At 57.5% G+C, this 24,496-nt stretch carries 24 protein-coding genes and 2 pseudogenes; 13 read left to right on the forward strand and 13 right to left on the reverse strand.

Annotated elements, in window-relative coordinates:
* The 5 genes from OHL18_RS09385 to OHL18_RS09405 all read left to right on the forward strand — a co-directional run bounded on the left by OHL18_RS09385 (position 1) and on the right by OHL18_RS09405 (position 3,878).
* Positions 1 to 1,431 (forward strand): NapC/NirT family cytochrome c, encoded by a 1,431-nt coding sequence (locus OHL18_RS09385; RefSeq protein WP_263374542.1) that lies wholly within the window; start codon positions 1 to 3, stop codon positions 1,429 to 1,431.
* A gap of 88 nt (positions 1,432 to 1,519) precedes the next feature.
* Positions 1,520 to 2,203 (forward strand): hypothetical protein, encoded by a 684-nt coding sequence (locus OHL18_RS09390; RefSeq protein WP_263374543.1) that lies wholly within the window; start codon positions 1,520 to 1,522, stop codon positions 2,201 to 2,203.
* Between the two features lie 147 nt (positions 2,204 to 2,350).
* The gene (locus OHL18_RS09395) at positions 2,351 to 2,878 is read left to right on the forward strand and encodes a general stress protein (RefSeq protein ID WP_263374544.1); all 528 of its coding nucleotides are present in this window, start codon (positions 2,351 to 2,353) and stop codon (positions 2,876 to 2,878) included.
* 119 nt (positions 2,879 to 2,997) lie between these two features.
* Positions 2,998 to 3,450 (forward strand): SpoIIAA family protein, encoded by a 453-nt coding sequence (locus OHL18_RS09400; protein WP_263374545.1) that lies wholly within the window; start codon positions 2,998 to 3,000, stop codon positions 3,448 to 3,450.
* A gap of 68 nt (positions 3,451 to 3,518) precedes the next feature.
* Positions 3,519 to 3,878 carry a carboxypeptidase-like regulatory domain-containing protein gene (locus OHL18_RS09405; protein ID WP_263374546.1) on the forward strand — a complete coding sequence of 120 codons (360 nt, stop codon included), beginning with the start codon at positions 3,519 to 3,521 and terminating at the stop codon, positions 3,876 to 3,878.
* A 21-nt stretch (positions 3,879 to 3,899) separates the two neighbouring features.
* Here the strand turns inward: OHL18_RS09405 and OHL18_RS23275 are convergent, their stop codons facing one another.
* Genes OHL18_RS23275 through OHL18_RS09420 form a run of 3 tightly spaced genes read right to left on the reverse strand, consistent with a single transcriptional unit; the run spans position 3,900 to position 5,036 of the window.
* Positions 3,900 to 4,445, reverse strand: a complete 546-nt coding sequence (locus tag OHL18_RS23275) for a DCC1-like thiol-disulfide oxidoreductase family protein (RefSeq protein WP_396274206.1) — start codon at positions 4,443 to 4,445, stop codon at positions 3,900 to 3,902.
* A gap of 2 nt (positions 4,446 to 4,447) precedes the next feature.
* Positions 4,448 to 4,798, reverse strand: coding sequence for a thioredoxin family protein (locus OHL18_RS09415; protein ID WP_263374548.1), 351 nt, complete (start codon positions 4,796 to 4,798; stop codon positions 4,448 to 4,450).
* Positions 4,782 to 5,036: a hypothetical protein gene (locus OHL18_RS09420; RefSeq protein ID WP_263374549.1), complete on the reverse strand. Its 255-nt coding sequence runs from the start codon at positions 5,034 to 5,036 to the stop codon at positions 4,782 to 4,784. The genes OHL18_RS09415 and OHL18_RS09420 overlap by 17 nt, the downstream gene beginning before the upstream one ends.
* Positions 5,037 to 5,268: 232 nt before the next feature.
* On the opposite strand from OHL18_RS09420, the gene OHL18_RS09425 reads away from it, so the two are divergent.
* Positions 5,269 to 6,087, forward strand: a complete 819-nt coding sequence (locus OHL18_RS09425; RefSeq protein WP_263374550.1) for a nitroreductase family protein — start codon at positions 5,269 to 5,271, stop codon at positions 6,085 to 6,087.
* A gap of 17 nt (positions 6,088 to 6,104) precedes the next feature.
* On the opposite strand, the gene OHL18_RS09430 is transcribed toward OHL18_RS09425, so the two are convergent.
* Positions 6,105 to 6,848: a Crp/Fnr family transcriptional regulator gene (locus OHL18_RS09430; protein WP_263374551.1), complete on the reverse strand. Its 744-nt coding sequence runs from the start codon at positions 6,846 to 6,848 to the stop codon at positions 6,105 to 6,107.
* Between the two features lie 236 nt (positions 6,849 to 7,084).
* Between OHL18_RS09430 and OHL18_RS09435 the strand changes: the two genes are divergently transcribed.
* From OHL18_RS09435 to OHL18_RS09445, 3 genes and pseudogenes are all read left to right on the forward strand, one after another.
* Positions 7,085 to 8,197 carry a zinc-dependent alcohol dehydrogenase gene (locus OHL18_RS09435; RefSeq protein WP_263374552.1) on the forward strand — a complete coding sequence of 371 codons (1,113 nt, stop codon included), beginning with the start codon at positions 7,085 to 7,087 and terminating at the stop codon, positions 8,195 to 8,197.
* 138 nt (positions 8,198 to 8,335) lie between these two features.
* A complete protein-coding gene (locus tag OHL18_RS09440) occupies positions 8,336 to 8,839 on the forward strand; it encodes a universal stress protein (RefSeq protein ID WP_263374553.1) in 504 nt (167 codons plus the stop codon).
* Positions 8,840 to 9,036: 197 nt separating this feature from the next.
* Positions 9,037 to 10,016: pseudogene (locus OHL18_RS09445) on the forward strand (VIT1/CCC1 transporter family protein).
* A gap of 30 nt (positions 10,017 to 10,046) precedes the next feature.
* Here OHL18_RS09445 and OHL18_RS09450 read toward each other — a convergent pair.
* From OHL18_RS09450 to OHL18_RS09475, 6 genes are all read right to left on the reverse strand, one after another.
* A complete protein-coding gene (locus tag OHL18_RS09450; protein WP_263374554.1) occupies positions 10,047 to 10,397 on the reverse strand; it encodes a hypothetical protein in 351 nt (116 codons plus the stop codon).
* Positions 10,398 to 10,413: 16 nt separating this feature from the next.
* A complete protein-coding gene (locus tag OHL18_RS09455) occupies positions 10,414 to 10,857 on the reverse strand; it encodes a hypothetical protein (protein ID WP_263374555.1) in 444 nt (147 codons plus the stop codon).
* Between the two features lie 83 nt (positions 10,858 to 10,940).
* Positions 10,941 to 11,642 (reverse strand): hypothetical protein, encoded by a 702-nt coding sequence (locus tag OHL18_RS09460; protein ID WP_263374556.1) that lies wholly within the window; start codon positions 11,640 to 11,642, stop codon positions 10,941 to 10,943.
* Between the two features lie 332 nt (positions 11,643 to 11,974).
* On the reverse strand, positions 11,975 to 12,925 hold the full coding sequence (locus OHL18_RS09465) for a hypothetical protein (RefSeq protein WP_263374557.1): 951 nt from the start codon (positions 12,923 to 12,925) through the stop codon (positions 11,975 to 11,977).
* Positions 12,926 to 13,028: 103 nt separating this feature from the next.
* Complete coding sequence (locus tag OHL18_RS09470) at positions 13,029 to 13,820, reverse strand: DUF3471 domain-containing protein (protein WP_263374558.1); 792 nt, start codon at positions 13,818 to 13,820, stop codon at positions 13,029 to 13,031.
* A 35-nt stretch (positions 13,821 to 13,855) separates the two neighbouring features.
* Positions 13,856 to 14,371, reverse strand: a complete 516-nt coding sequence (locus OHL18_RS09475; protein WP_263374559.1) for a hypothetical protein — start codon at positions 14,369 to 14,371, stop codon at positions 13,856 to 13,858.
* Between the two features lie 178 nt (positions 14,372 to 14,549).
* Here OHL18_RS09475 and OHL18_RS09480 point away from each other — a divergent pair, with 178 nt between their 5' ends.
* The 4 genes and pseudogenes from OHL18_RS09480 to OHL18_RS09495 all read left to right on the forward strand — a co-directional run.
* Positions 14,550 to 16,955, forward strand: a complete 2,406-nt coding sequence (locus OHL18_RS09480; RefSeq protein WP_263374560.1) for a winged helix-turn-helix domain-containing protein — start codon at positions 14,550 to 14,552, stop codon at positions 16,953 to 16,955.
* 426 nt (positions 16,956 to 17,381) lie between these two features.
* Positions 17,382 to 18,263: an ABC transporter ATP-binding protein gene (locus tag OHL18_RS09485; protein ID WP_263374561.1), complete on the forward strand. Its 882-nt coding sequence runs from the start codon at positions 17,382 to 17,384 to the stop codon at positions 18,261 to 18,263.
* 16 nt (positions 18,264 to 18,279) lie between these two features.
* Positions 18,280 to 21,930 (forward strand): M1 family aminopeptidase, encoded by a 3,651-nt coding sequence (locus OHL18_RS09490; RefSeq protein ID WP_263374562.1) that lies wholly within the window; start codon positions 18,280 to 18,282, stop codon positions 21,928 to 21,930.
* A gap of 200 nt (positions 21,931 to 22,130) precedes the next feature.
* Positions 22,131 to 22,401: pseudogene (locus OHL18_RS09495) on the forward strand (transposase); the annotation flags it as partial.
* Between the two features lie 123 nt (positions 22,402 to 22,524).
* Here OHL18_RS09495 and OHL18_RS09500 read toward each other — a convergent pair.
* The 3 genes from OHL18_RS09500 to OHL18_RS23285 form a co-directional block, all read right to left on the reverse strand.
* Entirely contained in the window at positions 22,525 to 22,728 is a 204-nt protein-coding gene (locus OHL18_RS09500) for a helix-turn-helix domain-containing protein (RefSeq protein WP_263374563.1), read from the reverse strand.
* Positions 22,729 to 23,260: 532 nt separating this feature from the next.
* Entirely contained in the window at positions 23,261 to 23,677 is a 417-nt protein-coding gene (locus OHL18_RS23280; protein WP_396274213.1) for a helix-turn-helix domain-containing protein, read from the reverse strand.
* Positions 23,678 to 24,135: 458 nt separating this feature from the next.
* A complete protein-coding gene (locus OHL18_RS23285) occupies positions 24,136 to 24,486 on the reverse strand; it encodes a tyrosine-type recombinase/integrase (RefSeq protein ID WP_396274245.1) in 351 nt (116 codons plus the stop codon).
* Positions 24,487 to 24,496: the final 10 nt, after the last annotated feature.

Raw genomic sequence — 24,496 nt, forward strand, 5'->3', positions numbered from 1 at the left:
ATGGCGGATGAAGGATCCTTTCGTAAAGAATGGCTTCGCCCATTCTTCTTCTACGGGAATAACTGGATAAGCCTTCTAGGCGGCGCCATCACCACGGCGTCCGCCATGGTGCTCGTTGGCTTCTGGATTGTCAGCTTCTTCGGGCACGGAGGCTCGTCCAATCCTTACCTGGGCATCATCTTTGAACTGATTCTCCCCGGCATCTTTGTTGCTGGCCTTGTCACGATCCTTGTAGGAATTCTCACCCGCCGCAGCTATCTCGTTGTCACAGATCAGGTACCGTCGTTCTTTCCTGAGATCAGCATCCATGACCCCATCTTCCGGCAGGGCCTTGACTTCGTTGTAGTCGCTACTCTGATCAACTTCGTTATCGTAGGCACTGCCTGCTATCGCGGCGTCGCCTACATGGATACCGTCTCGTTTTGCGGAACGACGTGTCACGTTATGTCACCGGAGAACACCGCGTATCACATCTCTTCGCACGCTGGCGTCGCCTGTACGGAGTGCCACGTCGCGCCCGGTACCGCCGGCTATATCCATGCCAAGGTAAACGGAACAAAGCAGCTTCTTGAGGTCGTCTTCCATAACTACCCCACGCCGATCATGGCGGACAACAAGCTTCCCGCAGCCGCCGCGACTTGCCTGGGGTGTCATAATCCCGCAAGCTTCATCGGAGATAAGCTACATATCTCGTCTTCTTATGCCAACGATGAAAGTAACTCGCAGACTTATTCGTTGACCATGCTTCATGTCGGCGGCCGGGATGCCTTTGGCCGGCTTAGCGGGATTCATGGCGCACACATGGGAAAGATCGAATATATCTCCACTGACTCGAGCAACCAGACCATCTCCTGGGTCGGCAAAACAGAGAGCGACGGTTCCGTTACTGAATTCACGTCCGGCGATCCGAAGAAGCCGGTCACTGGTCAGAGACGCACGATGGACTGTATCGATTGCCACAATACTGTTGGTCATGCGTTCAATACACCGGAGGATGCGCTGAACAAAGATATGACCCTTGGTGCTCCAAGTGCATCGCTGCCGTTCGTTCACAAGGAGGGTCTGGCGCTCCTCAAAGAGAACTACGGCTCGCCCGAGGTAGCCCAGGCCAAGATCACCGCCAAACTCATTACCTTCTATCGATCGCAGTATCCTGCCATATGGAACTCACAGCAAGCGCAGGTCAATGCCGCAGCAAAGACGCTAGTGAAGATCTATGACTCAAACATCTTCCCTGATATGAAGGTTGGCTGGGGAACGCATCCCAACAATATTGGCCACACCGACTCACCGGGATGCTTCCGCTGCCACGATGGAAGTCACAACGCCAAGGGCTCTAAGACCATCACCAACGATTGTTCCGCCTGCCACAATCTGCTTGTATCGGGAGAACTGCACCCCAAGCTGCTGAGTGACCTGGGACTGCAGTAGGCTCTCCGCGTCTCAAGCTGTAAGGATAGGCAGGTTCGATGAGCAAAGCGATACAGTTGGATTGCCTTCCCGCTGCCATGCTGGAAGTATGAGCACCCATCTGCGTCACGATCTCGATCTCCTTCACACAACTCTCCTGACAGGCAAGCTTCCCCGAAGTCTCAACTGGGCTGACACCGTGGAACTCATCGCGCACCTTGGCGAAGTGCAGCCTCATGGTCACGATGAATCGGTCTTCCTGGTCGGAACTCAACGAGCGTTCTTCAAGCACCCCCACAGCCACGAGCTCGGCATTGATGAAGTGGCTCGTCTACGAAAGTTCCTCCGCGACGCTGGTCCGGAGCTTCCAGCCGGCGCTCCATCTCAGCCCTGCAGGATGGTTGTCGTCATCGATCACCATGGAGCGCACGTCTATAAAGACGTCGACGGCAGGATCCCGGAGTCAGAGCACACAGCGCATCCTTACGACCCGTTCGGCTTCCACCATCATCTGATCCACAAGAAAGAAGCGCACTACAAAGGCGAGCGGACACCGGAAGACAAGGCATTCTATGAAGAGATTGCCCAGGACCTCCTGCCGGCCAGCGAGATCGTTCTCATCGGACACGGTACCGGCAAGAGCAGTGCCGTCGATCATCTGGCAGAGTATCTCAAGGTAAACCACCACGATATCTCGCGTCACGTCATCACCACAGAGACAGCCGACCTGTCGGCCCTGACATTGCCCGAGATCGAAGCCATCGCGAAGCAGCACATGATCGCCGTCGTCTAACCGAGCATCGACATGTCGACTAGCCACCGAGCTCACGTGAGCCCTAGAGCTCTACATCTCCGCAGACGGAAGACCATACTCCAGTCAGGCCTCGCGAAGACAATCCCGTCAATTGCGACGCTCCGTTCATGAAAACAGGAGAAACAAATGTCGACGCTGAATTCGATAGTCGCCGTGTACAGTACGCACGCGCAGGCTGAAGCTGCAATCAAGGAACTCCAGGAAGCTGGAGTCGATATGAAGAGCCTTTCGATCGCGGCGAAGGACACCCATACCGATGAACACGTCGTCGGCTACTACAACGCCGGCGACCGAATGAAGTACTGGGGCAAGATGGGCGCATTCTGGGGAGGCTTCTGGGGATTGCTCTTCGGATCTGCCATGTTCGCCATCCCCGGCCTTGGCCCCATCCTCGTCGCCGGCCCATTTGTCGCCTGGATTGTCGCTGGACTTGAAGGAGCAGTCGTCGTGGGCGGTGTTAGTGCGATCGGCGCTGGCCTTGTAAGCATCGGCATCCCAAAGGACAGCGTCCTCGAATATGAAGTCGCTCTCAGGACTGACAAGTATCTCCTCATCGTTCACGGCTCACCCGACCAGGTAAGCCGCGCCAAAGCGATCATTGAAGGCACGCAGCACACCTCCTACACGGTGCATGGCGAGACCGTCTTCGCGTAACACCCGACCGAATGGGCTGGAGCTTCTCGCTACTCGAACTCCAGCCCACCAGGGCTTCGCTGGGAGCTTCCTCCCCCCGCAAAGCTTACAGCGCATCATCTTCATCGCTCGGAGAAACAATGATTGAACACCTGCAAGAAGCGAGAGGTCCGGCCTTCGGATTCTCCGTCCACGGCAAATTGACGGCAGCGGATACGACCGATCTTCTCTCGAAGCTGGACGCCATGATCGGCGGCTACAAGAAACCAATTGGCGTCCTCGCTGACCTTACCCAGATGGAAGGGGCGGACTGGACTGCACGCTGGAACGAGATGCGCTTCCTGGAGCGCCATACAAGTCAAATTGCCCGGCTCGCGATCGTCGGTGCCTCCGAATGGGAAGAGGTCGCCAGCATGGTACTCGTCGCAACAGCAGCCCTTCAAGCCCAGACCCGCTACTACCAGAACTCCGAACTCTCCCACGCTTGGCATTGGGTCAAGATGCTCAAGCACGATGAGGAGACGCGGGTCCGTATCATGTACCCTGGACACGGGCTCTTTCAGGACTACACCCCCGAATACATGGGAATCTGAACCCAGCGACCGGGGAAGCCAAAAGCACGCGACTACGTAGCATCTAAAGTCAGGTGTAACGGGGCATCATGATCAATCGACATCGTGGCAGTTGCAACCTGACCGCCTTTAGCCTTCTCACGTTCCTGTCTCTCTGGTCCGCCTTGGCCGTAGCACAGTTCAGAACCCGGGACATATCCGGAACAGTGACCGACCACCAACATGAGCCGCTCAGAGGAGCAGTAGTCGAAGTGGAAAATTGCGTATCGCTCGGGGTCGTCTCTTACATCACGGATCGCGACGGAAGATATAGCTTCAGGCGCCTCGATGGCGATATCGACTATCGCCTGTGGGTCAACTTCCGTGGGCACAAATCCAGGGTCAGGCAGTTGAGCAAGTTGGACGAATATAAGCCACAGACCATCAACTTCGTTGTCGATCTCCACTGATCGAACATCGCTTCCTATTACCTAAGCAACATCCGCTCGCTCACTCATCTTCACCGGAATGGGCGGAGTCGCACGGGCCGCTGTGACCGTGTGATTCCTGGCCTTCGCGCGGCCTTTGATCCGCTGTGCAATCCAATGAAACGGCCGCAGCCACGGAGGAGGTATTCCGCAACTCTCGCATCCAAGCAGCGGTCGCAAATCTGCCAACACCGTGTAGGCGGCATTCAGGATCGCCTGGAAGGGCCTCCTCCCGAAGACGCTCACATCGAAGCTCCGCGCCAGCCACCGCGTGATCGGCAGTCTGCGTAGCGTCTCGGCCACGGCCTCTCCATTCGTTCTCATGGACCCATCAGGCATTAGGAGATGAATGTTTGCGTAGGCGTCCCATATGTCTAATTCCGGATTCAGCGCACGCAAAGCAAGCGGGTCGTTACCGATCGGCCGAACAATGAGAGAAGAGTCTCCTTCCTGCCGTTCCACCGATCGATTCACCCAGCGTGCAATAAACCGGCATACCGCACATTCATCGTTAAATAAGAGGATCGATTTGCTCAGATCTCGCTCCATAGTTACTCTGACTCCTGGAAGGGCCGAGTGACGGCATCCCACAGGACCTGCACCGATGGATCAGGCCCAACCGCACGCCCTATCTCTTCTCCTCCGAGAAACATCACAAGTGTCGGAGTTCCTTCAATCTCATACCGATTCGCGAGCTCCTGGTCTACCGCGATGTTTACCCGGAACAGAGCCTCCTGGGAACCTAGCCTCTCAGCGACCTCCTGCAACACTGGCTCAAGCAAGCGGCAGTGTTCGCAACCGTAGGACATAAACTCAACGGCCACAGGATGCGTGGCCTCAAGCACCAGCGCGTCGAATGTCTCTCCTGTGACTGATCTCACAGAGTCAGTTGCCACCGTCATACGAACTCCCCCTTAAACGCGAACTTTCGATGGAACGCTCAAAGTCAGTAAGGCGAGTCGTTCGCCATGCGTCGAGCAGGAGATTCGCTGCGACCAGCGTCACTTCCAGTTGAGTAAGCGACAACCCGCTCAGTCCGTGACCGCGATCTTCTGAAACCAGGTCGGTCATGCTGCTTGTCATATGTTTTACCTCGAAGTCAGGACGGTCGATTTGACGACCCCCGGAACCTTCTGGCATAAGTCTCTCCGCTAGCCTGAGCCTGCGCTGAGCAATCGTGCTCAACAGATTGTTCTCTGCAGGATCTTGCTCGCCCGCTTCGGAGGCCGTGGCCTCTTTCGGGGAGATGTTTAGATTTCAACCGTAAATCTGAGATGAGCCATAGAGACCTACTCTTTCGAGCGGGACATGGCATGCTCTAGCTCAGTGATGGGCGATTCACTCTGCTTCAGCAGCCCACGAAAGGCTCATTGTGAAAACAGAAACGAATTCCGCTGTGAAGTATCAAGCTGCAATTGGGGATGGGAATGACCCGCTCTTAGATCTCATCCGAAAGCGGCACTCGAGCAGAGGCGAGTTCAATCCCGATCGCAACATCTCTAAACCGATCCTGGCTCGGATACTGGAAGCTGCGCGATGGGCGCCAACGCCGAACAACATGCAGAACTTCCAGATCGTGGTGGTAGACGACCCAAAGACACTGACGTTAATCGGGGCGCTTTCAGCCGAGATGTCCGAGGCCTATCTCAAGGAAAACTACGCATTGTTATCGACAAGCGAAGCCGAGTTGCGCGTCAGAAAGATCGGTACGCTGGCCGGGATCTATCCCCGCGCATGGGTTGATCCCGAAGCCTGGAATCCCACTTCGGACTATAGGTCGCAGCTTACCTATCTGGGGAAGACGTTGCTGAAACCCAAGGTCCTATTCGTTGTGCTCTACGACTCAGAGTCACGAGCCCCGGGTTCAGAGGGCGACACCCTCGGCTTCATGGGACTCGGATGCGTCATGGAAAACATGTGGTTGACGGCGGAATCGCTCGGCGTCGGCATGCATATACTCACGGTCTTTGCTGATAGCCATGTGGAATCGGAAGTGCGACGAGTTCTCAAGATCGAACCACAGATGAAGATCGCGTTTGCCTGTGGCCTGGGCTACCCCGCAGATCCATCAATCGAAGAGATACGCGTCAGACGAGATTTAGAGGACTTTGTGCATCACAACGCGTTTCGCCAAAAAGGTGTTCCTTGGAGCCTCGAACTGGAGGAACTGCCTCCAGAAGAAAATGCTTAGACGCAACGGGTCACACCTCAAATGATCTTCGCTCGTCTCTTCTTCTCCGCGGGCGTGCGTTCGGGATCCAGAGTAACCGGTCGCTTCGCATTTTGATCTGGCAGCTTGTCGTGCAGCACAACGTTCAATAGAGATTTGTGGACATGAATCCGTCCGTTGTAGGTGATGTACCCCATTTTGCGAAACCGATTCATGAACTTACTTACCCTGGATCGGGTGGTGCCGATCATCTCCGCAAGCGCCTCTTGAGTTACGGGAGGTATCAGCGTCTGCGGCACGCCGGAATCTCCAAACTGCGCCATCAGTAAGAGGGTCCGCGCTAGACGCTTCTCGCTGTTATTGAAGAGCTGATCCACTAGATCTTCTTGTGTCCGAATAGCTCTGGCGAGAACGAACTTCAGAAACATGTCAGAGAATTCATGCTCGCGGTGCAGCAGTTGAACCATCTCGTCGCGGTCAAGCCTAAGAGCGACGCAAGGCGTGATTGCCATGGCGGTGGCGGCATGAACGCCAGCGGCCCCTGCAAGTGACTCTTCGCCTATAAAGTCGTGGGCGACCATCAGAGAGACGGTCGCTTCCTTGCCCCGCTTTGAGACCACAATGAGCTTGGCCCTTCCAGACTCCAGATAGAAGAGCGCGTTCGCGTCATCTCCCTGCGAATAGAAGACGTGGCCTGCCAACACGCGCACTGTCTTATGAGTCAAGGCAGAGGCCGACATATACTGTGCCGGATTGAACTTCACCTGCTTGTTTCCGGGCATTCTATTCCCCTTTCTGGTTATCTCCTATCAACCGCATTCGGTAGAGAAAGAGATCACAGCATGTCCTCAAACGGTATTCCACTGGCTGGTGTCAAAGCTGTGTCGTTTTGCTCACACAGTCAGTTACGCACTGGAAGAGTAAGAAGGCGACTGTGCCGGCAGACAACTTACCCAACGAGCAATGCGGCTCTACTTCACTCCGCCGCTGCGCCCACAATCTGCAAAGAGGAACTAAGATGCCGATGCCCACCAGTGGAACTGTTCTTGAACATCCCGCAGTGTCACGCCAGACCGACAGCTCTTCAAGCACCAACGCCGACAAACCGAAGCAGATGCAGGCTGCTGTCGTGGAGGAGTTCGGCAAGCCTCTTGTCCTGCGCGAGTGGGACATACCCACGCCCGGAGCTGGTCAGATCGTCGTCAAGACCGAGGCCTGTGGCGTCTGCCATACCGATCTGCACGCCGCCAACGGCGACTGGCCCCTGAAGCCGAAGCCACCGTTCATACCTGGCCATGAAGCCATTGGCATCGTCTCCGCTGTCGGCGCCGGGGTCACCATCGTCAAGGAAGGCGATCGCGTCGGTGTACCTTGGCTCTACTCGGCCTGCGGCCACTGCGAGTATTGCCTCAGCGCATGGGAGACCGTCTGCCCGGATGCGCGCTTTGGCGGATACTCCGTCAATGGCGGCTTCGCCGAATATATTCTCGCCGACCCCAACTACGTCGCTCACATAGCCAAAGGCCTTTCGCCCACAGAGGCAGCGCCATTGATCTGCGCCGGCATCACCACCTACAAGGGCATCAAAGAGACTCAAGCGAAACCAGGTCAATGGGTCGCCATCTCTGGTTGCGGAGGCCTTGGTCATCTCGCCATCCAATATGCGAAGGCGATGGGTCTCCTCGTGTGTGCCGTCGACATAGACGATCGCAAGCTGGCCCTGGCCAAGAGGCTTGGCGCCGATCTCACCTTCAATGCGAGGACCAGTGATCCGGCCGTCGAACTCAAGCGCGAGACCGGCGGCGGAGCCCATGGCGTGCTCATCACCGCCCCGTCACTCGTCGCGTTCAAGCAAGGCATCGCCATGACACGAAAACGCGGCACCTGTGCTCTCGTAGGCCTGCCTCCGGGAGAGTTTCCCGTCCCGCTATTTGATGTGGTCGCAAACTGCATCACCATTCGCGGTTCTTTCGTAGGAACGCGTGCCGACATGGCGGAAGCGCTCGACTTCGCAGTGAGAGGCAAAGTGAAGGCGGATATCGAGCTGCAGCCGCTCTCCGAGATCAACAACATCTTCAAGCGCCTCGAGCACGGAGATGTACCCGCACGCGTTGTCCTCCAATTTTGCTAGCAGACCTTGCAGTAGCGGATGTTGGCGACGTGCCCCTGTTTCAACATCCGCTACCTCCCTGAGCAATTGGGCACAGCCTCTGACAGAGAACGTAGCGGATGATTGAGGGGCTGAGCCTCTTTGCCAGCAAGGAGCATCATGCCAACAGCTGGAACTCACTTCAACCCTACTAAAATCCTTGTCCCAAACGACTTCAGCATGTCGTCCATCGAAGCTTTGGAAGCCGCTACAGATCTGGCACTCCTCTTCCATGCCGAAGTTCTTCTGCTGCATGTCATCCCGATTCCGCCGATCGTGAGTGGAGATGATCTTCCTACGCCTTTTCCTGAGAGCCAGGAGTTCCTTCTTGCCGCAGAAAAGCAGGCACAGGAAACGCTGACCCGGTCGGTCTTTGATTTATCTGGCAAAGGGATTGAGGCGAGCTTCAAAGTCGAGATCTGCAATGGCGTTGTTGATAAGGTGCTTTCAACGATCGAACAACAAGGAATTAACTTGTTAGTCATCTCCACCCACGGCATGTCCGGCTGGCGTCCAATCGTATTCGGATCGACCGCAGAGAAGTTGATCAAGCTCGCTGAGTGCCCAGTCCTCTTACTTCGCAGCGCGGCAACTTCATCCGGCGATAGCGGCAAGGTTTCGTAGTGAACTTCTCCAAAGTTGCAGCGCCCCGTGACTCAGCCTCTTGAAATCGTTGGCGGGATCGCCCCTTTAAAATCGCCCTCTGAATATATTCGCTACTCCTAACCACTCTCATGGCCGCTACGGATCGAGAACGCATGCCCGAGCCTGACGCGGGTCCACCTCTACTTGCCATCTTGCAGTTCAACTGGCAGGCTGAGATGGAAGACCATGCCACCTACAAGACTCTCGCCCTGGCGGAACTCGATGCCATACGGCGCAATGTGATGCGGGGTCTGGCATCGGCGGAAAAGCATCATGCCCATCTCTGGGCCGCTCAGATCGCCGTTCTCGGTGGCCCCGAGCCGCTCTATAGAGGCATGCAAAGTGGAGGCGCAAATTCTTTTTCAAGTGCGACGGGCGGGATTGATGCCGAACTTCATCAACTTCGAGCCAAGGAGCGAAGTGAGATCGAGCGACACGAGCAGCAGCGTCCGTTGCTCCCGGACCGGACATGTCAAAGAATCCTTCAAGCGGTGATTGCCGACGAGAACAAACACTACGGGATGCTCAGTGCACTTATCCGCGCCCGGCCACCTCTTCCTGTAATGGATGATTACGATGCGAGGGCTGCGCTCGCCGCTCTCCTGGCTGCCCGCAGAAAGCAGCAGCCACAAGTCGCAGGGTGGACGAACGAAGCCATATATGCAGCTCACGAGGGTCTCGGCTCTATATTTGGTATCGTCTCAGGGGTAGCGGGAGCCACGTTCGGACAAAGCCGGTATGTCCTCATAGCGGGTCTCACAGGCATGATGGGCAGCGCTCTATCCGCAGGGACCGGAGCCTATCTCACGGCAAGAGCGAGCGGGAGATCTACGATGCTGTGATCGCGCGCGAGCGCAGGGCTGTGGACTTCGATGAATCGGAGTCGCGCGAAGTCCTTGCGCTCAGCCTGCAGCTACGCGGCCTGCCGGAAGACGTCGCGGGCTGGTTGTCGCACCCGCTCGCCGAGAACAAAGAGAGCTTTTTGAAAGCTCTCGCACGCACCGGGGCAAACCTTTCGGAGGAAAGCCTCAAGAATCCTTCGGTTGCAGCTCTCACCGGCTTCGCGGCAACGGCGATCGGTGCCTTTGTACCCATGATTCCGTTCTTGTTTATATCTGGATCTAGGGTCAGGCGGAAGCCACGGTTCGATTGCTAGTCGCCCATATCGGTTCGAGCTCGACTCAATTTAGAAGGTGGTAGCTTCGTAGAACTCTGCTGCTCCCGATTGGGGATCGTAGAGGATGAAGTAATTGAGCTGGTTGGCGGTAAGAAAGGATGCGGTGATGGTGAAACCTGAATGAAGGCTGTCTACCCAGAGACGATCTGTGCCGCTGGCGTCGATGCGCATGCGACCGAAGTTTATGGCCTGAGCGGAGGAATCGTAAGCAAGGTAATGGGGCATGCCTTCACCGGCAAGAATCTCGATATTGGTATAGCCGGTGGGCCACTTGCCGGAGTAACGAAAGTTCAGAAATAGATCGTTGCCGGGCTGGGCTCCGCCGACGCCAGACTGAGTGCTAATGTTAACGATCTGCATATCTCCGGGTGCCTGGTTATAGGCGATGTAGTGAGGTTGACCCTCGAACGTCATAGAGAGGAAGTGAGTCTACGAGGCCCCATGTGGCTTCAAAGCGGTTTGCGGAGCCCTCGAGGTTAGCCGCGATTCGATCGAGATGGACGAGGCCAGTGGAGGTATTGTAGGCAAGAAAGTGTGGCTCGTTCTGGATGGTGAAGGGCATGAAGTTTGTAAAGCCGGGACCCCAAGGTCCGGACCAGTCGCCGGGACTCGAAGGTGGGCCCGGAAGGTTGGCGGCGATGGGACTGTACTGGACAGCACCGGTGACGCTTGAGTAGGTGAGGAGATAGTTCTGGCTGTCCATATTGAATGGCATGAGATGGGTAAAGCCTTTGATCCAGGCGCGCTGCCAAACGGTGACCACTCCGCGGGGCGAGACGTTGGCGAAGGAGATGTCGCCGGTAGCAGAGTTATAGGCCAACAGGATTTCGGTGTTTGGCAGGCAGATGAGATGGGTCCACGTTCCCCATGTGGCGGTGAAGACACGCTGAGGCGGGGGCCAGTTCAGTGAGAAGGCGTCGAGCTGGCCGATGATGCAAAGGGGGTGTCGGGTTGCGGAGAAGTTTCCCACTCAAGGTAGAAGTTGCCGAAGCCGGCCTCGAATACAGCTGCGAGGCTAACGGGATCGATATTGGCAGGACCAAGCCCGATGGCGCCGAGAGGGCGTGTGGCCTGGTCGAAGGGAAGAAGGCGGACCCACTGCTGACCTTTATCAAAGGTGTTGTTGACACGCAAGGGATAGGTGCCGGCGCGGTAGCCGCTGAAGACGAGTTTGTGGGTTTCACCGAGTGTAAGGGTAACGACGTCGCCCGTGGCGGATGGAGTGGTCCAGATGAAGCCAACCATCACGCCGAAGTCCTTATTCATTAGATCGATGACGTACTGGTTTGTGATGTGGGTTGTGTTGGAGGTCACGAAGTCGCGGAAGCTGACTCCGTGATTGCTGGTGAAAACCACAGAGGCGGGCAATTTCCCGCAGTTGTAGGGGTCGATCTCAGTGGTCGAGAGTTGGTAGAGCGGGCCGAGGTCGGCGAGGAATTCGGGGTAGTAGAGGGCATTGGGTGTACCGCCGAAGATCAGTTGATATGCAAAACGATTGATCTCGACGGGGATTCCTCTGGAGGCAGTGATGTTCTCCCAGGTGAGGGTGCGGCTGCCGGATCTTGGCGTGATCTTGTTATTGGCGTCGGCGATAACCGCGTTCAAAATCGCGCAGATCGAGGCGTCGTAGCAGGCGTAACCGGTCGGCGGCTAATGGTTCCCGTTGGGCGATTGCGTCTGAAGAGGGTCGTTCTCATCTACGATAGGCATGTTGTCGACAATGCTGATCCTGGTGGTGATGTCGGTAGAGATCATGGACATGGGATTTCCTTTTAGGGCGCGCACGCCGCTGGTGATCGATAATGTTGGCCGGATGCAGACGTTGCACGCGGAGTCTTCGTCCGGGAAGAATGGGATATGGGGATATGCTGCTCCGATTCTTGATAAGAAGGTCCGGTATGGGCGTTCGTTTGGACGGCCCATCCCGGACACACCGTCTACGACTTACTTCCAACCAGCTCTCCAGATTTTTTCGTCTCTAGAGTTGGATGTGTCAGAAGAACACGGTTCACGGTCAGCCTTGGGACACCCACGGGCAGAGTAAGCCCTAGGCCGCCTTTGGATGTCGTCAAGCCCTCATGCGGATGAAAGCTGTCAATCGAAAGCTCCCACGGGAGTTCCTGCGTGATAATGATCTCGCCCGCGTCGGTCAGCTTGAACTGGGCAAGCGATGCGACGCCGTCCTGAAACTGCAACGTGTAGAGAATTTCGGGCAGCATATTCACATACGTGACGCCGGACGTGGCGAAGGGGACGCCGGTTCCCGGAACCACTCGCACGCCCGCACCGCCGGCATTGCGTGCGTCTACAAGGAGCGGATACCCGAGGAGCACCAGGGTGGAAGTTCCCTGCCCCTCAAGAAATCCTCCGTTCGCATAGTCGAACTCCGGCTTGTATGTAAATTTGCCATTTCCATCGAGACCGAAACCCCAGTCCATATCGGAGGACTCATTCGGATCGGACAGCCCATAGTCTGGCGATGGGATTAAGGTAAAGGTGCTTAGAGAGATCGGGGTTGGAGTAAACACCTGATTGCTGGACCAGACGACGTCAGCCGTGATGTATCTTGCATCGATCTGCACCTTATACCCCAGGACGCGCAGCTCCGAGGTTCCTTCGCCTGAAAGAAACGACGCGAACTCGGCGGCGTAGTTGATCGTCCCTATGCTGGATACCTGGAAGTGAAAGGTGCTGATCTCGGCCGAGCCTATCTGGAAGAGATAGTCCCCCAGGGCCATCTCGACCGTGTAGGCCTGAGTGTTTGCGGTCCACCCCAAGCCCTGTGTCGAAGTAGGTGGAAAAAGGTTTTGTTCGCTGGCATCCATTATGAGATAGGCGGCGTTGCTCAATGCTGTTGCGTCGATGGTAATCGGAAATGTATGGGGCATAAGTTCCTCTCTGAAGTTGCGGTGGATGGGGAGTGATTGATGGCTGGACATTGGGTCAGCCGGCGGAGAGCAAGCCCAGAGGCGAGCTCGGAGTAAGGAAGTCTCATTTGACCTTTGTCGCAGTAGCGATGGGTGTCCCGTCCGCATAGCTCATCGCCACTTTGGGCATGGTGCCCGGAGTGGTCGTGAAGGACAGCTTTTGATAACTGGCGGCATTGTCGCCACGAAAGCCGAGAAACTCCGTGGGAGAGGTAGGGATAGCCGTGTAAGTCTGTCCTCGGCTTGTAACTGAAAGATGATCGCCAGCGACTTCAATCGTGAAGGTGCGGCCGGGCGCAATCTCATACGTGCCTGCATAGCTCGCAAGCGTGGCTGCCGGAAGGGGAACTGCGGCCGGAAGAGTGTCGTAGTGTTTGAAGTAGGCGCCGCGCAGGTCGGCCACGCGCTCCATCACTTCCGTCCAAATGCCATTTTCCTTCTTAAAGATGTACGTGGTGCGGCCCCAGCGATCGGCTCCTGGCTTGGTCTCCCCAGCATAGACCTGTCCGGCGATGTGCCAATACTCGTCAGCCACGGCGACGGTGGGTTCAAGCAGGCGGATCTTCACCTCAAGCGTTTCGTCGGTCGCGTCCTTGAACGGCGACTTTATGTAGGTGTTGAACCAATCGTTCCGCTTCTTGAGGTTGGTAAAGCGAACGCCAAACGCGTTCTCCCAATCGAGGTCGGACGCGACGTGCGGATCTTCCTGAGAGGCTGATTGAGAAGCCACGATCGCCCGGATCGCGGCTTCATCCGCGGAGGTAGCCGCGACGAAGGAGCTGGAAGGCGATTGAGCAGACAACGCGACAGGTAGCGTCAAGGCGAGGCAGGTAAGGGCTTGGAGCGGATAGTTCATCTTGGGTCTCCGGTGTGGGATGGTGAAGGCGCGTTTCATAGTCTGCCGATGGCCCTGGCCGCAATCTTCTTTGCGCGAGCGAGAGCGTCCTCTTCGTTCGCGATGCCGTCAAGGATGACGATGAGCATCACGGACTTGCCCACGATCACTGTCAGTTCCCCCTGGGGTCTGCCAAGAATGGAGTTACTGCCCCAGATCGCAGCGCTGCCGATGCCGGCAACGTCGTGGACATTTTTGAAGCCGGCTGATTTGAGATTTTCTCCGATGGCTTCGGCGCTGCCTGTCAGGTCGGTCTCGCTGTAGCGCACGTTGAGCGAGACCGTCTTGCCGCTCAGGGCACGACCGCTCGTGGCGCGGTATCGGCAGGAACTGCCTTGCCCGGCACCGGACGATCGATCTTCCGATCGGGCCGGTCCGACGGGCAAGGCAAGGGCCGCCTGTGCTTCGGGAGGTGTGAGGAAGCTGCAGGCGTCCTTGGAGGCTGCCTGTGCCGAGACTGCCGAAAGCAGCAAAAAGACGGCGGTAGAGACGACGAGAAGACGATCTTTCATAGCAGCAACTCCTGGCTTCGCCCGAAAAAGACAACTTCGGCTCTTGCCCGCATAGGTGGCCGCTGGTAGCTTTAGGTGCAAAAGCCATGGGCCAGATTTCGAGCAGGTCAAGATTCGCCCCAGACCCGCGAATTATGCCAATCAATCGGTCTCAATACTTCTCAACGGCGTCAACCCCATGCAAACACTCGGCTTCTATCAGTTCGACGACTTCTTGATCGACCCTGTCCGGCGTCAAGTGTGCCGTGCCGGCGTGCCCGTTTCGGTGCCGCAGAAGGCCTTCCAGCTTTTACTCTTTCTTTTAGAGAACCCGGGAAGAGTTCTGACGAAGCGCGAGATCATGGACGCGGTATGGCCGCAGGCCTTTGTCGAAGAGACCAACCTGACGCAGAGCATCTTCTTGCTGCGTAAGGCGCTCGGCGAGCTGCCAGGTCAGAACCGGTACATTGTCACGGTTCCCGGAGCGGGCTATCAATTTGCCGTCCTTCCGGTAGAAGTGGAGCAGGTGCCTGCGCCTCAGACCATTCCTGAAGGCGAACCCCGGTTGAATGGCGACGAGAACAGCGGGGTTCCAGTCGGGGACGCCAATCCTCTGGCTCCGGCTATCGAACCTTCCGTCCACGTGAAAGTCTATCCAGTCTCCGCGGATATGGGGCACACGGGACATTCGGCGCTGAGACGATGGGTCTTGCTTGGCGTCCCTACGCTTGTCCTGGTTTGTATCGCATCGGTTTGGGTCTGGCGTGCCAGGAGCAAGACGGGAGCCAAGGTCGAGGGCACGATAGTCCTGGCTGAGTTCACCAACACCACGGGCGATCCCGCCTTTGACACGGCGCTCCGCCAGGGTCTAGCCGCCCAACTGGACCAATCGCCCAACCTGGGATTGCTCTCGGACAGCCGCATCGCCCAGGCCATGAAGCTGATGGCCCAGCCTGTGGACGCGCGTCTTACCTCCGAGCTGGCACGCCAGGTCTGTCAGCGGACGGCCAGTGACGCCGTCATCGATGGGTCGATTACTAGGCTGGGGAGCCAATATGTCCTCGGACTGAGGGCGCTCCAGTGCAAGACGGGTGACCTGCTGGCGCAGGACCAGGAGACTGCCGACAGCAAGGAGCATGTACTGCATGCGCTTGGCATCGCGGCCGGCAACCTTCGCCGCCGCCTGGGCGAATCTCTGGAATCTCTTGAGAAGTATGACGCGCCGCCCGAGGGCGTTACCACGGGATCGCTCGAAGCGCTGGAGGCCTACGGCCTTGGCAGACAGGCGCAAGACCGTGGAGATGGTCCCGCCGCCATCGCCTATTTCAAGCAGGCCATCTCCCACGATCCGGAGTTTGCGATGGCCTACGGCCGCCTGGGAGTCTGCGATTCCAGCCAGGAGGGCGTCTTGGCGACGCGCAAGGCCTACGAGCTACGCGGCCGGGTAAGCGACCGGGAGAGGCTCTATCTTGAGTCGCACTATGAGCAGTACGCCACGGGCAATCTGCCGGCTGCTCGCAAGATCCTCGAGACCTGGGCTGAGACCTATCCTCATGACGGCGATCCCGTCGCGAATCTGCTCAAGCTCTATCTCACGACTGGAGAGTACGAGCGCGCATTCACCATGGTGCAGTCGCTGGTGAAGAACAGCCCTGCCACGCCTGTTGTCAACACCTCTCGGCTCGCTACGACACTGCTCTTTCTGAATCGAGTCGAAGAATCGAAGGCGGTGCTGCTTGATGCGGTCGCGCGGCACAACGATAGCCCCGTTCACCACTACTATCTCTATGAGATCGACTTCCTTCAGAAAGACAGTGCGGCGATGGCGTCTGAAGCCTCGTATCTTCGAGCGCAGCCGGGTTGGAGCGGCAACATGCTCGAACTCGAGTCGCTAAGCGCGAGTTCCTTCGGGAAGTTCGCGCTCGCGCGCTCGCTCAATGAACAGTCCGTCCAGGACTTCCTTCGCGAACAGGATTCCGAAGATGCTGCTGGCAGCCTGGCGGAGATTGCGCTTGAGGAGGCCTTGGCGGGCAACGTTCAGGTTGCCAGAAAGAAGGCGAAAGCGAGTCTCGACCTATCCAGAAGCTCCGAGGTGGAAACGCTGGCCGGTATGGCGCAGGCGCTCTCTGGCGACCGCACTGCCGCGGCGATTACTTCGGCGGACATCAACCGGCGCTTTCCGGAAGACACGCTTGCACAGGTTGCGGTCTCGATTATCCGCGCCTGCGCTCTGCTCGGCGACGGCAAGTCTCCAGACGGCGCGCGACGAGCACTCGAAGCGCTGGCACCGACCTCCCCCTATTCCATGAGCGGTAACCTCTCGTTGGTGCCGGTCTACGTTCTCGGACAAGCCTACCTGGCCTCCGGGCAAAGTGAGAACGCTAGTTCGGCGTTTCAAAACATCCTCGATCACTACGGCGTGACGCGGAACTATATCACTGGCCCCGTCGCAAGGTTAGGCCTGGCAAGAGCCGAAGAACAGGCCGGCGAGAGGGCAAAGGCGAGGGCCGACTATGCTGTATTCTTGCGCCTCTGGCGGGACGCTGATGCCCGCCTTCCGATGCTGAGAGCGGCCCAGACATCTGCCAACCGAATCGGGCCTTAAATTCTCTCTGGCTATGTTGCTCGCGACCTGATCCACTTATTTTTTGCCTCCAGCCGATCAATTTCCGCGCAAGACGAAATTGTGTTGCATGCCCAACTGCATCGTCCAGCAGATCCGTTGCCGGGCGAGACGCAAGGAGATGCCGTCAGCAGCAGAGCCTTCTTCGGCACATCATTCTCGTTAAGTACATGATGTCGGTTATAAAAGCGATTGAACTGCAGCACCGGCGTAAATGCATACTTTGCCAGGTATTTTCAATCCGCCGCGATCCCATCTACGCTCCTTGAGTGCATTGGCGATTATGCAGGAAGTCTCTTCCGAAGCGATATGGGTGTTCGCCTTAGTCGATTGCAGAATAAGTCTGGCGCCATGATAGAGTGCGGTCACGCAAAGAATCAGAAAATGGCAAGAACGGGAGGAATATACTTGGCACTCACCATCACCGGCCTCTCAAAGACGTACCCCAATGGCGTGAAAGCGCTGAAAAACCTCTCGCTCACCATCGGCAACAACATGTTCGGGCTGCTCGGCCCGAACGGCGCGGGCAAAAGCAGCCTGATGCGCACCGTCGCCACGCTACAGGACCCCGACACCGGCACCATCTTTCTCGATGGCCTCGACGTGCTCAAGGAGAAGGCCGCCATCCGCAAGGTACTCGGCTATCTGCCGCAGGAGTTCGGCGTCTACCCGAAGATGTCCGCGCTTGACATGCTCCATCACCTCGCCATCATGAAGGGCATCACCAACAAGACCGAACGCAACCAGATGGTCGACGCGCTGCTGAACCAGACCAACCTCTGGGCCGCCCGCAAGAAGGCGCTCAGCACCTACTCCGGCGGCATGAAGCAGCGCTTCGGCATCGCGCAGGCACTGCTCGCCAACCCCAAGCTCATCATCGTCGACGAACCCACCGCCGGCCTCGATCCCGCCGAGCGCAACCGCTTCCTGAACCTGCTCAGCTCCATCGGCTCGAACGTCACCGTCATCCTTTCCACGCACATCGTCGAGGACGTCCGCGAGCTCTGCCCCCGCATGGCGATCATCGCCTCAGGCGAGGTGCTACTCGAAGGCTCACCCGCCGAATCGCTCGACGCGCTGAAGGGCAAGATCTGGAGCAAGGTCGTCTCGACCGACGACGAACTCCGCGCGCTCGAAGCCAGCCTCAGCGTCATCTCGACCCACCTCGTCGGCGGCCTGCACGAGGTCCGCATCTACGCCGACTCCAGCCCCGGCGAAGGCTTCATCCCCGTCGACTCCGGCCTCGAAGACGTCTACTTCCTTAACCTCGCCAAACAGGCGAAGAACTAGCCCAGGAGATAGCGTCATGACCCAGTTCTGGGAGTTCTTCACCTTCGAGCTAAAGTTCCGCGCCAAGAGCATCTCCACCTACGTCTACTTCCTGCTCTGGTTTTCGCTGTCGTTCATGTGCATCGCCGTGGACGACTTCCTCAACACCGGCAACGACAAAGTCCTGCTTAACGGTCCGCTCGCCACCAGCGTCATCTACATCCTCTTCAGCTTCTTCGGCTCCATTGTCATCGCGGCGATCTTCGGCACATCGATCCTGCGAGACTTCCAGCGAGACACCTACCAGCTCATCTTCACCAAGCCCATCACCAAGTTCTCCTACCTCGGCGGTCGCTGGGCGGGTTCTTTTGTCACCGCCGTCTTTTGTTTCAGCGGTCTCGTCTTCGGCGAAGCGACCGGCACCTTCGCGCCCTGGGCCGACCACGCTCGCATCGCGCACGGTGCCTTCCACTGGTATCTTCATGCCTTCTTCGCCGTAACCGTGGTCCAGATCTTCTTCCTCGGTTCGATCTTCTTCACCGTGGCAGCGCTCACTCGCAAGCTGGTGATCGTGTACCTTCAGGGCGTCATCTTCTTCGTCGCCTACCTCATCTTCCAGGCCGTCTTCGCTGCTACCGGGTCGCTCGAACACTTCTGGTCGGCCATCTTCGATCCCGTCGGTCTTCGCCTGCTGAATGTCGTCACGAAATACTGGACCCCCGTGGAGCAGAACACGCTACAGCTTCCGTGGTCGGGCGTCTTCCTCTACAACCGCCTTATCTGGAGCGGCGTCGGCATCCTAAGCCTCGTCACGGTGATGGTACTCTTTCCCATCTCGGTCGAAGCCTTGACCGCTGTCTCCCAAGGACGTCGCGCGGCCCGCGAACGCCAGAACGACGCTGCGACCCCGCGTGCTGCCCGCTCACTGGTCGCTGAGCGCCTGCCCGTCGTACACCAGTTCTTCGGCTCAACGACCACCTGGGCACAATTCGTTTCGCTCACGCGACTGCGGGTCAAGAACATCTTCTCTGAGTTTCTCTTCTGGGCCATCTCCGGGGTACTGCTCGTCTTTTGCCTGGTCAACGGCCACTTCGCCACCGTCTTCGATGACGACAAGCTATACCCCGTCACCTTCCTCATGCTCAATGCGATTCGAGGAAACGCCTTCATCTTCCTCATCATCGTAGCCACCATCTACGCCGGCGAATTGGTGTGGCGTGAACGCGATACGCGCTTTGCTGGCATTCAGGACGCGCTTCCCATGCGCGAGTCCACTGACTGGCTCTCAAAATTCGCCGCGCTGGCTGTCGTTGAATTTTCTCTGCTCACCCTCGTGATGCTGTGCGGCATCGTCAGCCAGATCATTGCGGGGTACTTCCGCTTCGAGCTGGTCGAATACGCCCAGTCGCTCTACCTGATCGTGTTCTCGCAGGTTCTGATCTACACGCTGCTGGCTCTCTTTCTGCAGACGGTCCTCTCGAACAAGTTCATCGGCCACGCCATCGTCGTCGGTCTCTTCGTCCTCGACGCTGTACTGGTCTCGCACGGTTGGGAGAACACACTCTATCTCTTCGGGTACAACCCGGTCTATATCTACTCGGACATGAATGGCTACGGCCACTTCGTCCCCGCACTCGTCTGGTCCAAGATTTACTGGCTCGCGATCTCAGCGTTTCTCGGCGTGCTCTCGATCGGCCTCGCCCTGCGCGGTTCGGAAGACAGTTGGTCCGCCCGCATCCGTCTCTTCCGCCATCGCGCTCCGCGTCTTGTCCCGGCCGGCGTGCTGTTCCTGCTCGTCGCCATCGGCACCGGCAGCTGGTACTTCTACAACTCGCACGTCCTCAATGAGTTCATTAGCGAGCCCCAGCAGCGTAAGGACCAGGCCCAGTTAGAGCGGGACTACAAGAAGTATGAGTTTCTCCCTCAGCCCAAGGTCATCGCGGTCGATGCGAACATCGACATCTTCCCCGAGCGTCGCGCGCTCTCCGGTACCGGCCATTATCTGCTCCAGAACAAGAACTCTACGCCCATTAGCCAGCTTCTCATTGTCGGTGGTCAGGAGTCCGTTTCAAACGTCCGCTTCGACCGGGGGTTCCATAGAGTCTCGGCAAGCCCTCGCAATGTCTACACCATCTATGCTCTCGACCAGCCCCTGCAGGCCGGCGACAAGATGAACATGGACTTCACCGTCGCCTACGCCACGCACGGCTTCAGGGACGGCGGCGAGCGCCCCGAACTCGCCTACTCCGGCACATTCTTCGACGCAAGTTACTTTCCCGCGATTGGCTATTCGGCCCGCGCTGAACTCTCTGATCCCCGCCGCCGCCGCGAGGAACACCTCGGTCCAGTCAGCGACCTTCCCCACCGCGGCGACCCCGTCGGCAGCCGCACCAACCTCTTCATCAAGGATGCCGACTGGGTCACATACCGCGCCACCGTCAGCACCTCGGACGTCGATTCCGATGGCAAGCCCCAGATCGCCATTGCGCCCGGCTATCTCCAGAAAGACTGGCACAGCAATGGCCGCCACTACTTCCAATACAGCATGGGCGATGTCGAGATGCTCAACTTCCACGCCTACGTCTCTGCGCGTTACGACGTAAGGCGAGACGTCTATCAAGGCGTCTCCGGACCCATCAACATCGAGATCTACTACGACCCTCATCATCCCTTTGATGTCGCCGACATGGTCGAGTCCTCGAAGGCGGGTCTCGCGTATTACGAGAAGAACTTCAGCCCCTTCCAGTTCAAGCAGTTTCGCGTCATGGAGTATCCCCGCTACCGCAACTTCGCCCAGTCCTTTCCCAACACCGTTCCCTACGCGGAGACTGGCTTCATCAACCGCGTGGTCGATCCGAACAAGGACATCGACCGCACCTACTTCGTCACCGCGCATGAACTTGCGCATCAGTGGTGGGCCCACCAGCTCATAGGCGGCGCCGTCGAAGGCTCGAACATGATGTCGGAGTCGCTCGCCGAGTACTCCGCCCTTCGCGTCGCGCAGAAGAAGTACGGCGACGCCCAGATGCGGAAGTTCCTCTCGCACGAGCTCGACGGCTACCTCCGCGGCCGCGCCGGCGAGGCTCATAAGGAGCCGCCGATCGTTCTGGTGCAGCGCGAGGCTTATGTCTGGTACCAAAAAGGCTCGCTCGCGCTCTACGGACTTTCGGACTTCATCGGCGAGGACAAGCTCAACCTGGCCTTGCACAACTTCCTCATGCAGTACCGTTATGCCAACGCGACCACCAACCAGGACGTTCCCTATCCCGACACACGCCAGTTTGTTGACGCCCTGCGCGCCCAAACGCCGCCCGAGTACCAGTATTTCATCACCGATACCTTTGAAAACATCGTCCTCTACGACAACAAAGCCATCACTGCCACCTATGTCCAGACGCCCGACAAAAAATACAAGGTCATACTCACCGTGCAGGCGAAGAAGTTGAGATCCGACGGCTCCGGCACCGAGACACCCATGCCCCTCGCCGACTACATCGACATCGGCGTCTTCTCCGGCAAGAAGGACCACGAGAAACAGCTCTATCTGAAGAAAGAAAAGCTCTCGCAGGAGAAGCAGACCTTCGAGATCGTCGTCGACGAGCCGCCCACCCGCGCCGGCATAGATCCGTACAACAAACTGATCGACCGCGTCTCGGACGACAACGAGATCGATGTAAGCAAACCGTGAAGAACCGCAATGGTTCCTATACTGCAACAGGAACCGCTAGGCTGTATGCATAAGGATCAGATTAGACGGGGTGGGCCGCTGTCCTCAATAATTGCCGGTGAGAACATTCAAGTCAGTTGACGCGAACAGTCACTATGTGCAGTGCCCGGCTTCTTTTGTACCAGTGGAGTTGATACAAACTGGGATCAAAGGAGCGGAATATGGCACGCGGGAAAAAGCATAGTCCTGAGCAGGTGGTGAACCTGTTGCGAGATTGAAGTGGTGATCGCGAACGGGAAGTCGACTTCATTGGCTTGTAAGGAAGCTGGGATCACGGGCCAGACGTACTACCGTTGGCGCAAGGAGTATGGCGGGCTGCAGGTAGACCAGGCTCGGCGATTGAAGGAGCTCGAGCAGGAGAACGCCAAGCTGAAGCGAATCGTAGCTAACCTGAGCCTTGAGAAGCTGGTGACCAGTGGGTCAAAACGTGGGTAAAGTGCGAAGCCCTGCGAAGCTGGCGGAATCCCAGCGAGGAAAATATGCAGGACTCAGAAGATGGGGAGCGAGGAGCGAGTTACTTCGAAGAAATGCGAAGCAACTCGCCTAGAAATGGAACTACCGACGTGAGGGCTTTTCAGCGTTCCTCAGGTATTCCTCGAGATCAGCCGGGAGGAAGCGGCCTCCCCCGATCAGCTTGCGACTGGGCAGGATGCCATCCGACACCTTGCTCTGAATGGTGCGAGCGGTCACACCAAACAGTACATCGACGTCCTTGCAGGTGTAGGTCGGCTGGAGTTGCAGTCCGCGGCTCAAGAGCATCGTCTCGAAGAGCGGATACAAAGTCTGAGTCCATTTGCGTACGGACTCAGGATCTGGACTGGGCGAAGGGTGCATGGTCTGGTTGTGCATGTTGACCGGTACTCGAAATAATCGGTTCCCCTAATTGCGGACGCATTTTGTTCGAAATATTCTTTTGATTGTCTTCTTTAGCGATCGACCCGATCGCACGGGAATGGCTTGCCCGCGATCGCACAGGCGCGGTCTGACTCGGGTCTACGTCTCCATCCAATGTCCCTTCGTCTCGCGTAATGACTGCGCTCTAGACCCGTCGGCGCGGCGCATGCCGAAGGTATTCCTACGCGGCTGGAGCCAGCGAGGTATTCCAGACGGCAGGGATTGAGCCCGAGTGGTAGCAGAGGCGCGAGAAGAAGCACTGTCTGTCATAGATACGACGCACGCGGACGTGGCCCATCTCGCCTTATCAAGACGGGGCTCTTCCTGGTACAGCACATTGGTCAGGACCACGCTGATTGACTACCCGACGGGCTAGCTGGAAAATGCGAGGTAATGATCAGCACCCCAGCGATTCATCAGTTAGTCGCTCTTGCAAATGCCCTCGTCGAAGCACGGGACGTGCACAGCTTTGCCTTGTCGGTGTCTTAGCGGAGCAGGTGTCGAGATCTGCGGCAACGCGCTCTGGCTTGGAAACGAGAGCATCGCGACCACAAACGGACATCCACAAGTGAGTATCGTGTCGGTTGGGAAGGGATGGCTCATGCTGTTGTCGACCACTGTTGGTGCTGCGTGCCTCAATCCACTCCGCGAGTTCGCGTGGGTCGAAGAGGTAAGCATTGCCATCGCGGACGGCAGGGATGCGCCCCGATCGAACCCTCTCGCACAGGGCTGCGCGTGTCTTTTGGAGAAGATTCATGACCTCGACAGTGGTGAGAAAGCTCTCACGAGACCGTAGTTCTTCGCTGAGACTCATGTCCCGGGTATCCTTTCGCGGATGCGTGGAACGTCATCCACAAAGCGATACCTCGGGTGGGCGGTTTCACCGTATATAAGGGGAGTTTTTTCTAAATTTTAGAGGGTGGGGTGAGAAGCTCCTCACTGAGGAGCTTCTGACGCATTTCGGGGAGAAACAAGAACAGGGTGACCCAGCCTCCGCCTGAATTCCGGAGTTGTCTTTTACCCCATGATCAGAGGAGTATAAACATCGACGACCGGCGACGGTCTTCAGCCCACCGGTCGTGCTTCCAGGAATCGCGGTCCGCAAGGTTGGAAGCGTCAATCCGCTCGGGGGGCCGCTCCCGTTGCTGATCAGGAATCGAACGTCCTTGAATCCGGTAGGGCGTCATCTGCAAAAGCAAATGTCTGAGCGTCTTGCCATGCCGGTCAAGAGTTCGAATGCCGTATTGGTGTGGAGATGTGGCGTCGCCGTGGTCATCTCGCACCGCAAGCACTGAAGAGCGCAAAGCTTGAATTGACGTGACTGCGGGTCCGCTCTGATCTTAGGTTTGCCGCCGCAAGATATTGCATTGTGGTCGCCAGGTCTGAATGACCGAGCCAGAGGCGAAAAGTCGAGGTTGGGACGCCCGCTTCGTTGTGAAGCGTGGCGAATGTCTTCCGAAACTTATGCAACCCCCACTCCCCGCAAACCGCTTTCGTGGCGCAGCTATGCCCTGTCTTATTGACGCACTCCCCGCAGTTCAGACCGGCGCGAAACGCCAGAGTTTTAAGAGATCGAAGGAAGTGACCATTGGGCTTTCCGGTTGGCCCAGGGAAGACCAGCATCGACGTGCTC

The sequence above is a fragment of the Granulicella aggregans genome (genome assembly GCF_025685565.1).
Lineage (GTDB): Bacteria > Acidobacteriota > Terriglobia > Terriglobales > Acidobacteriaceae > Edaphobacter > Edaphobacter aggregans_B.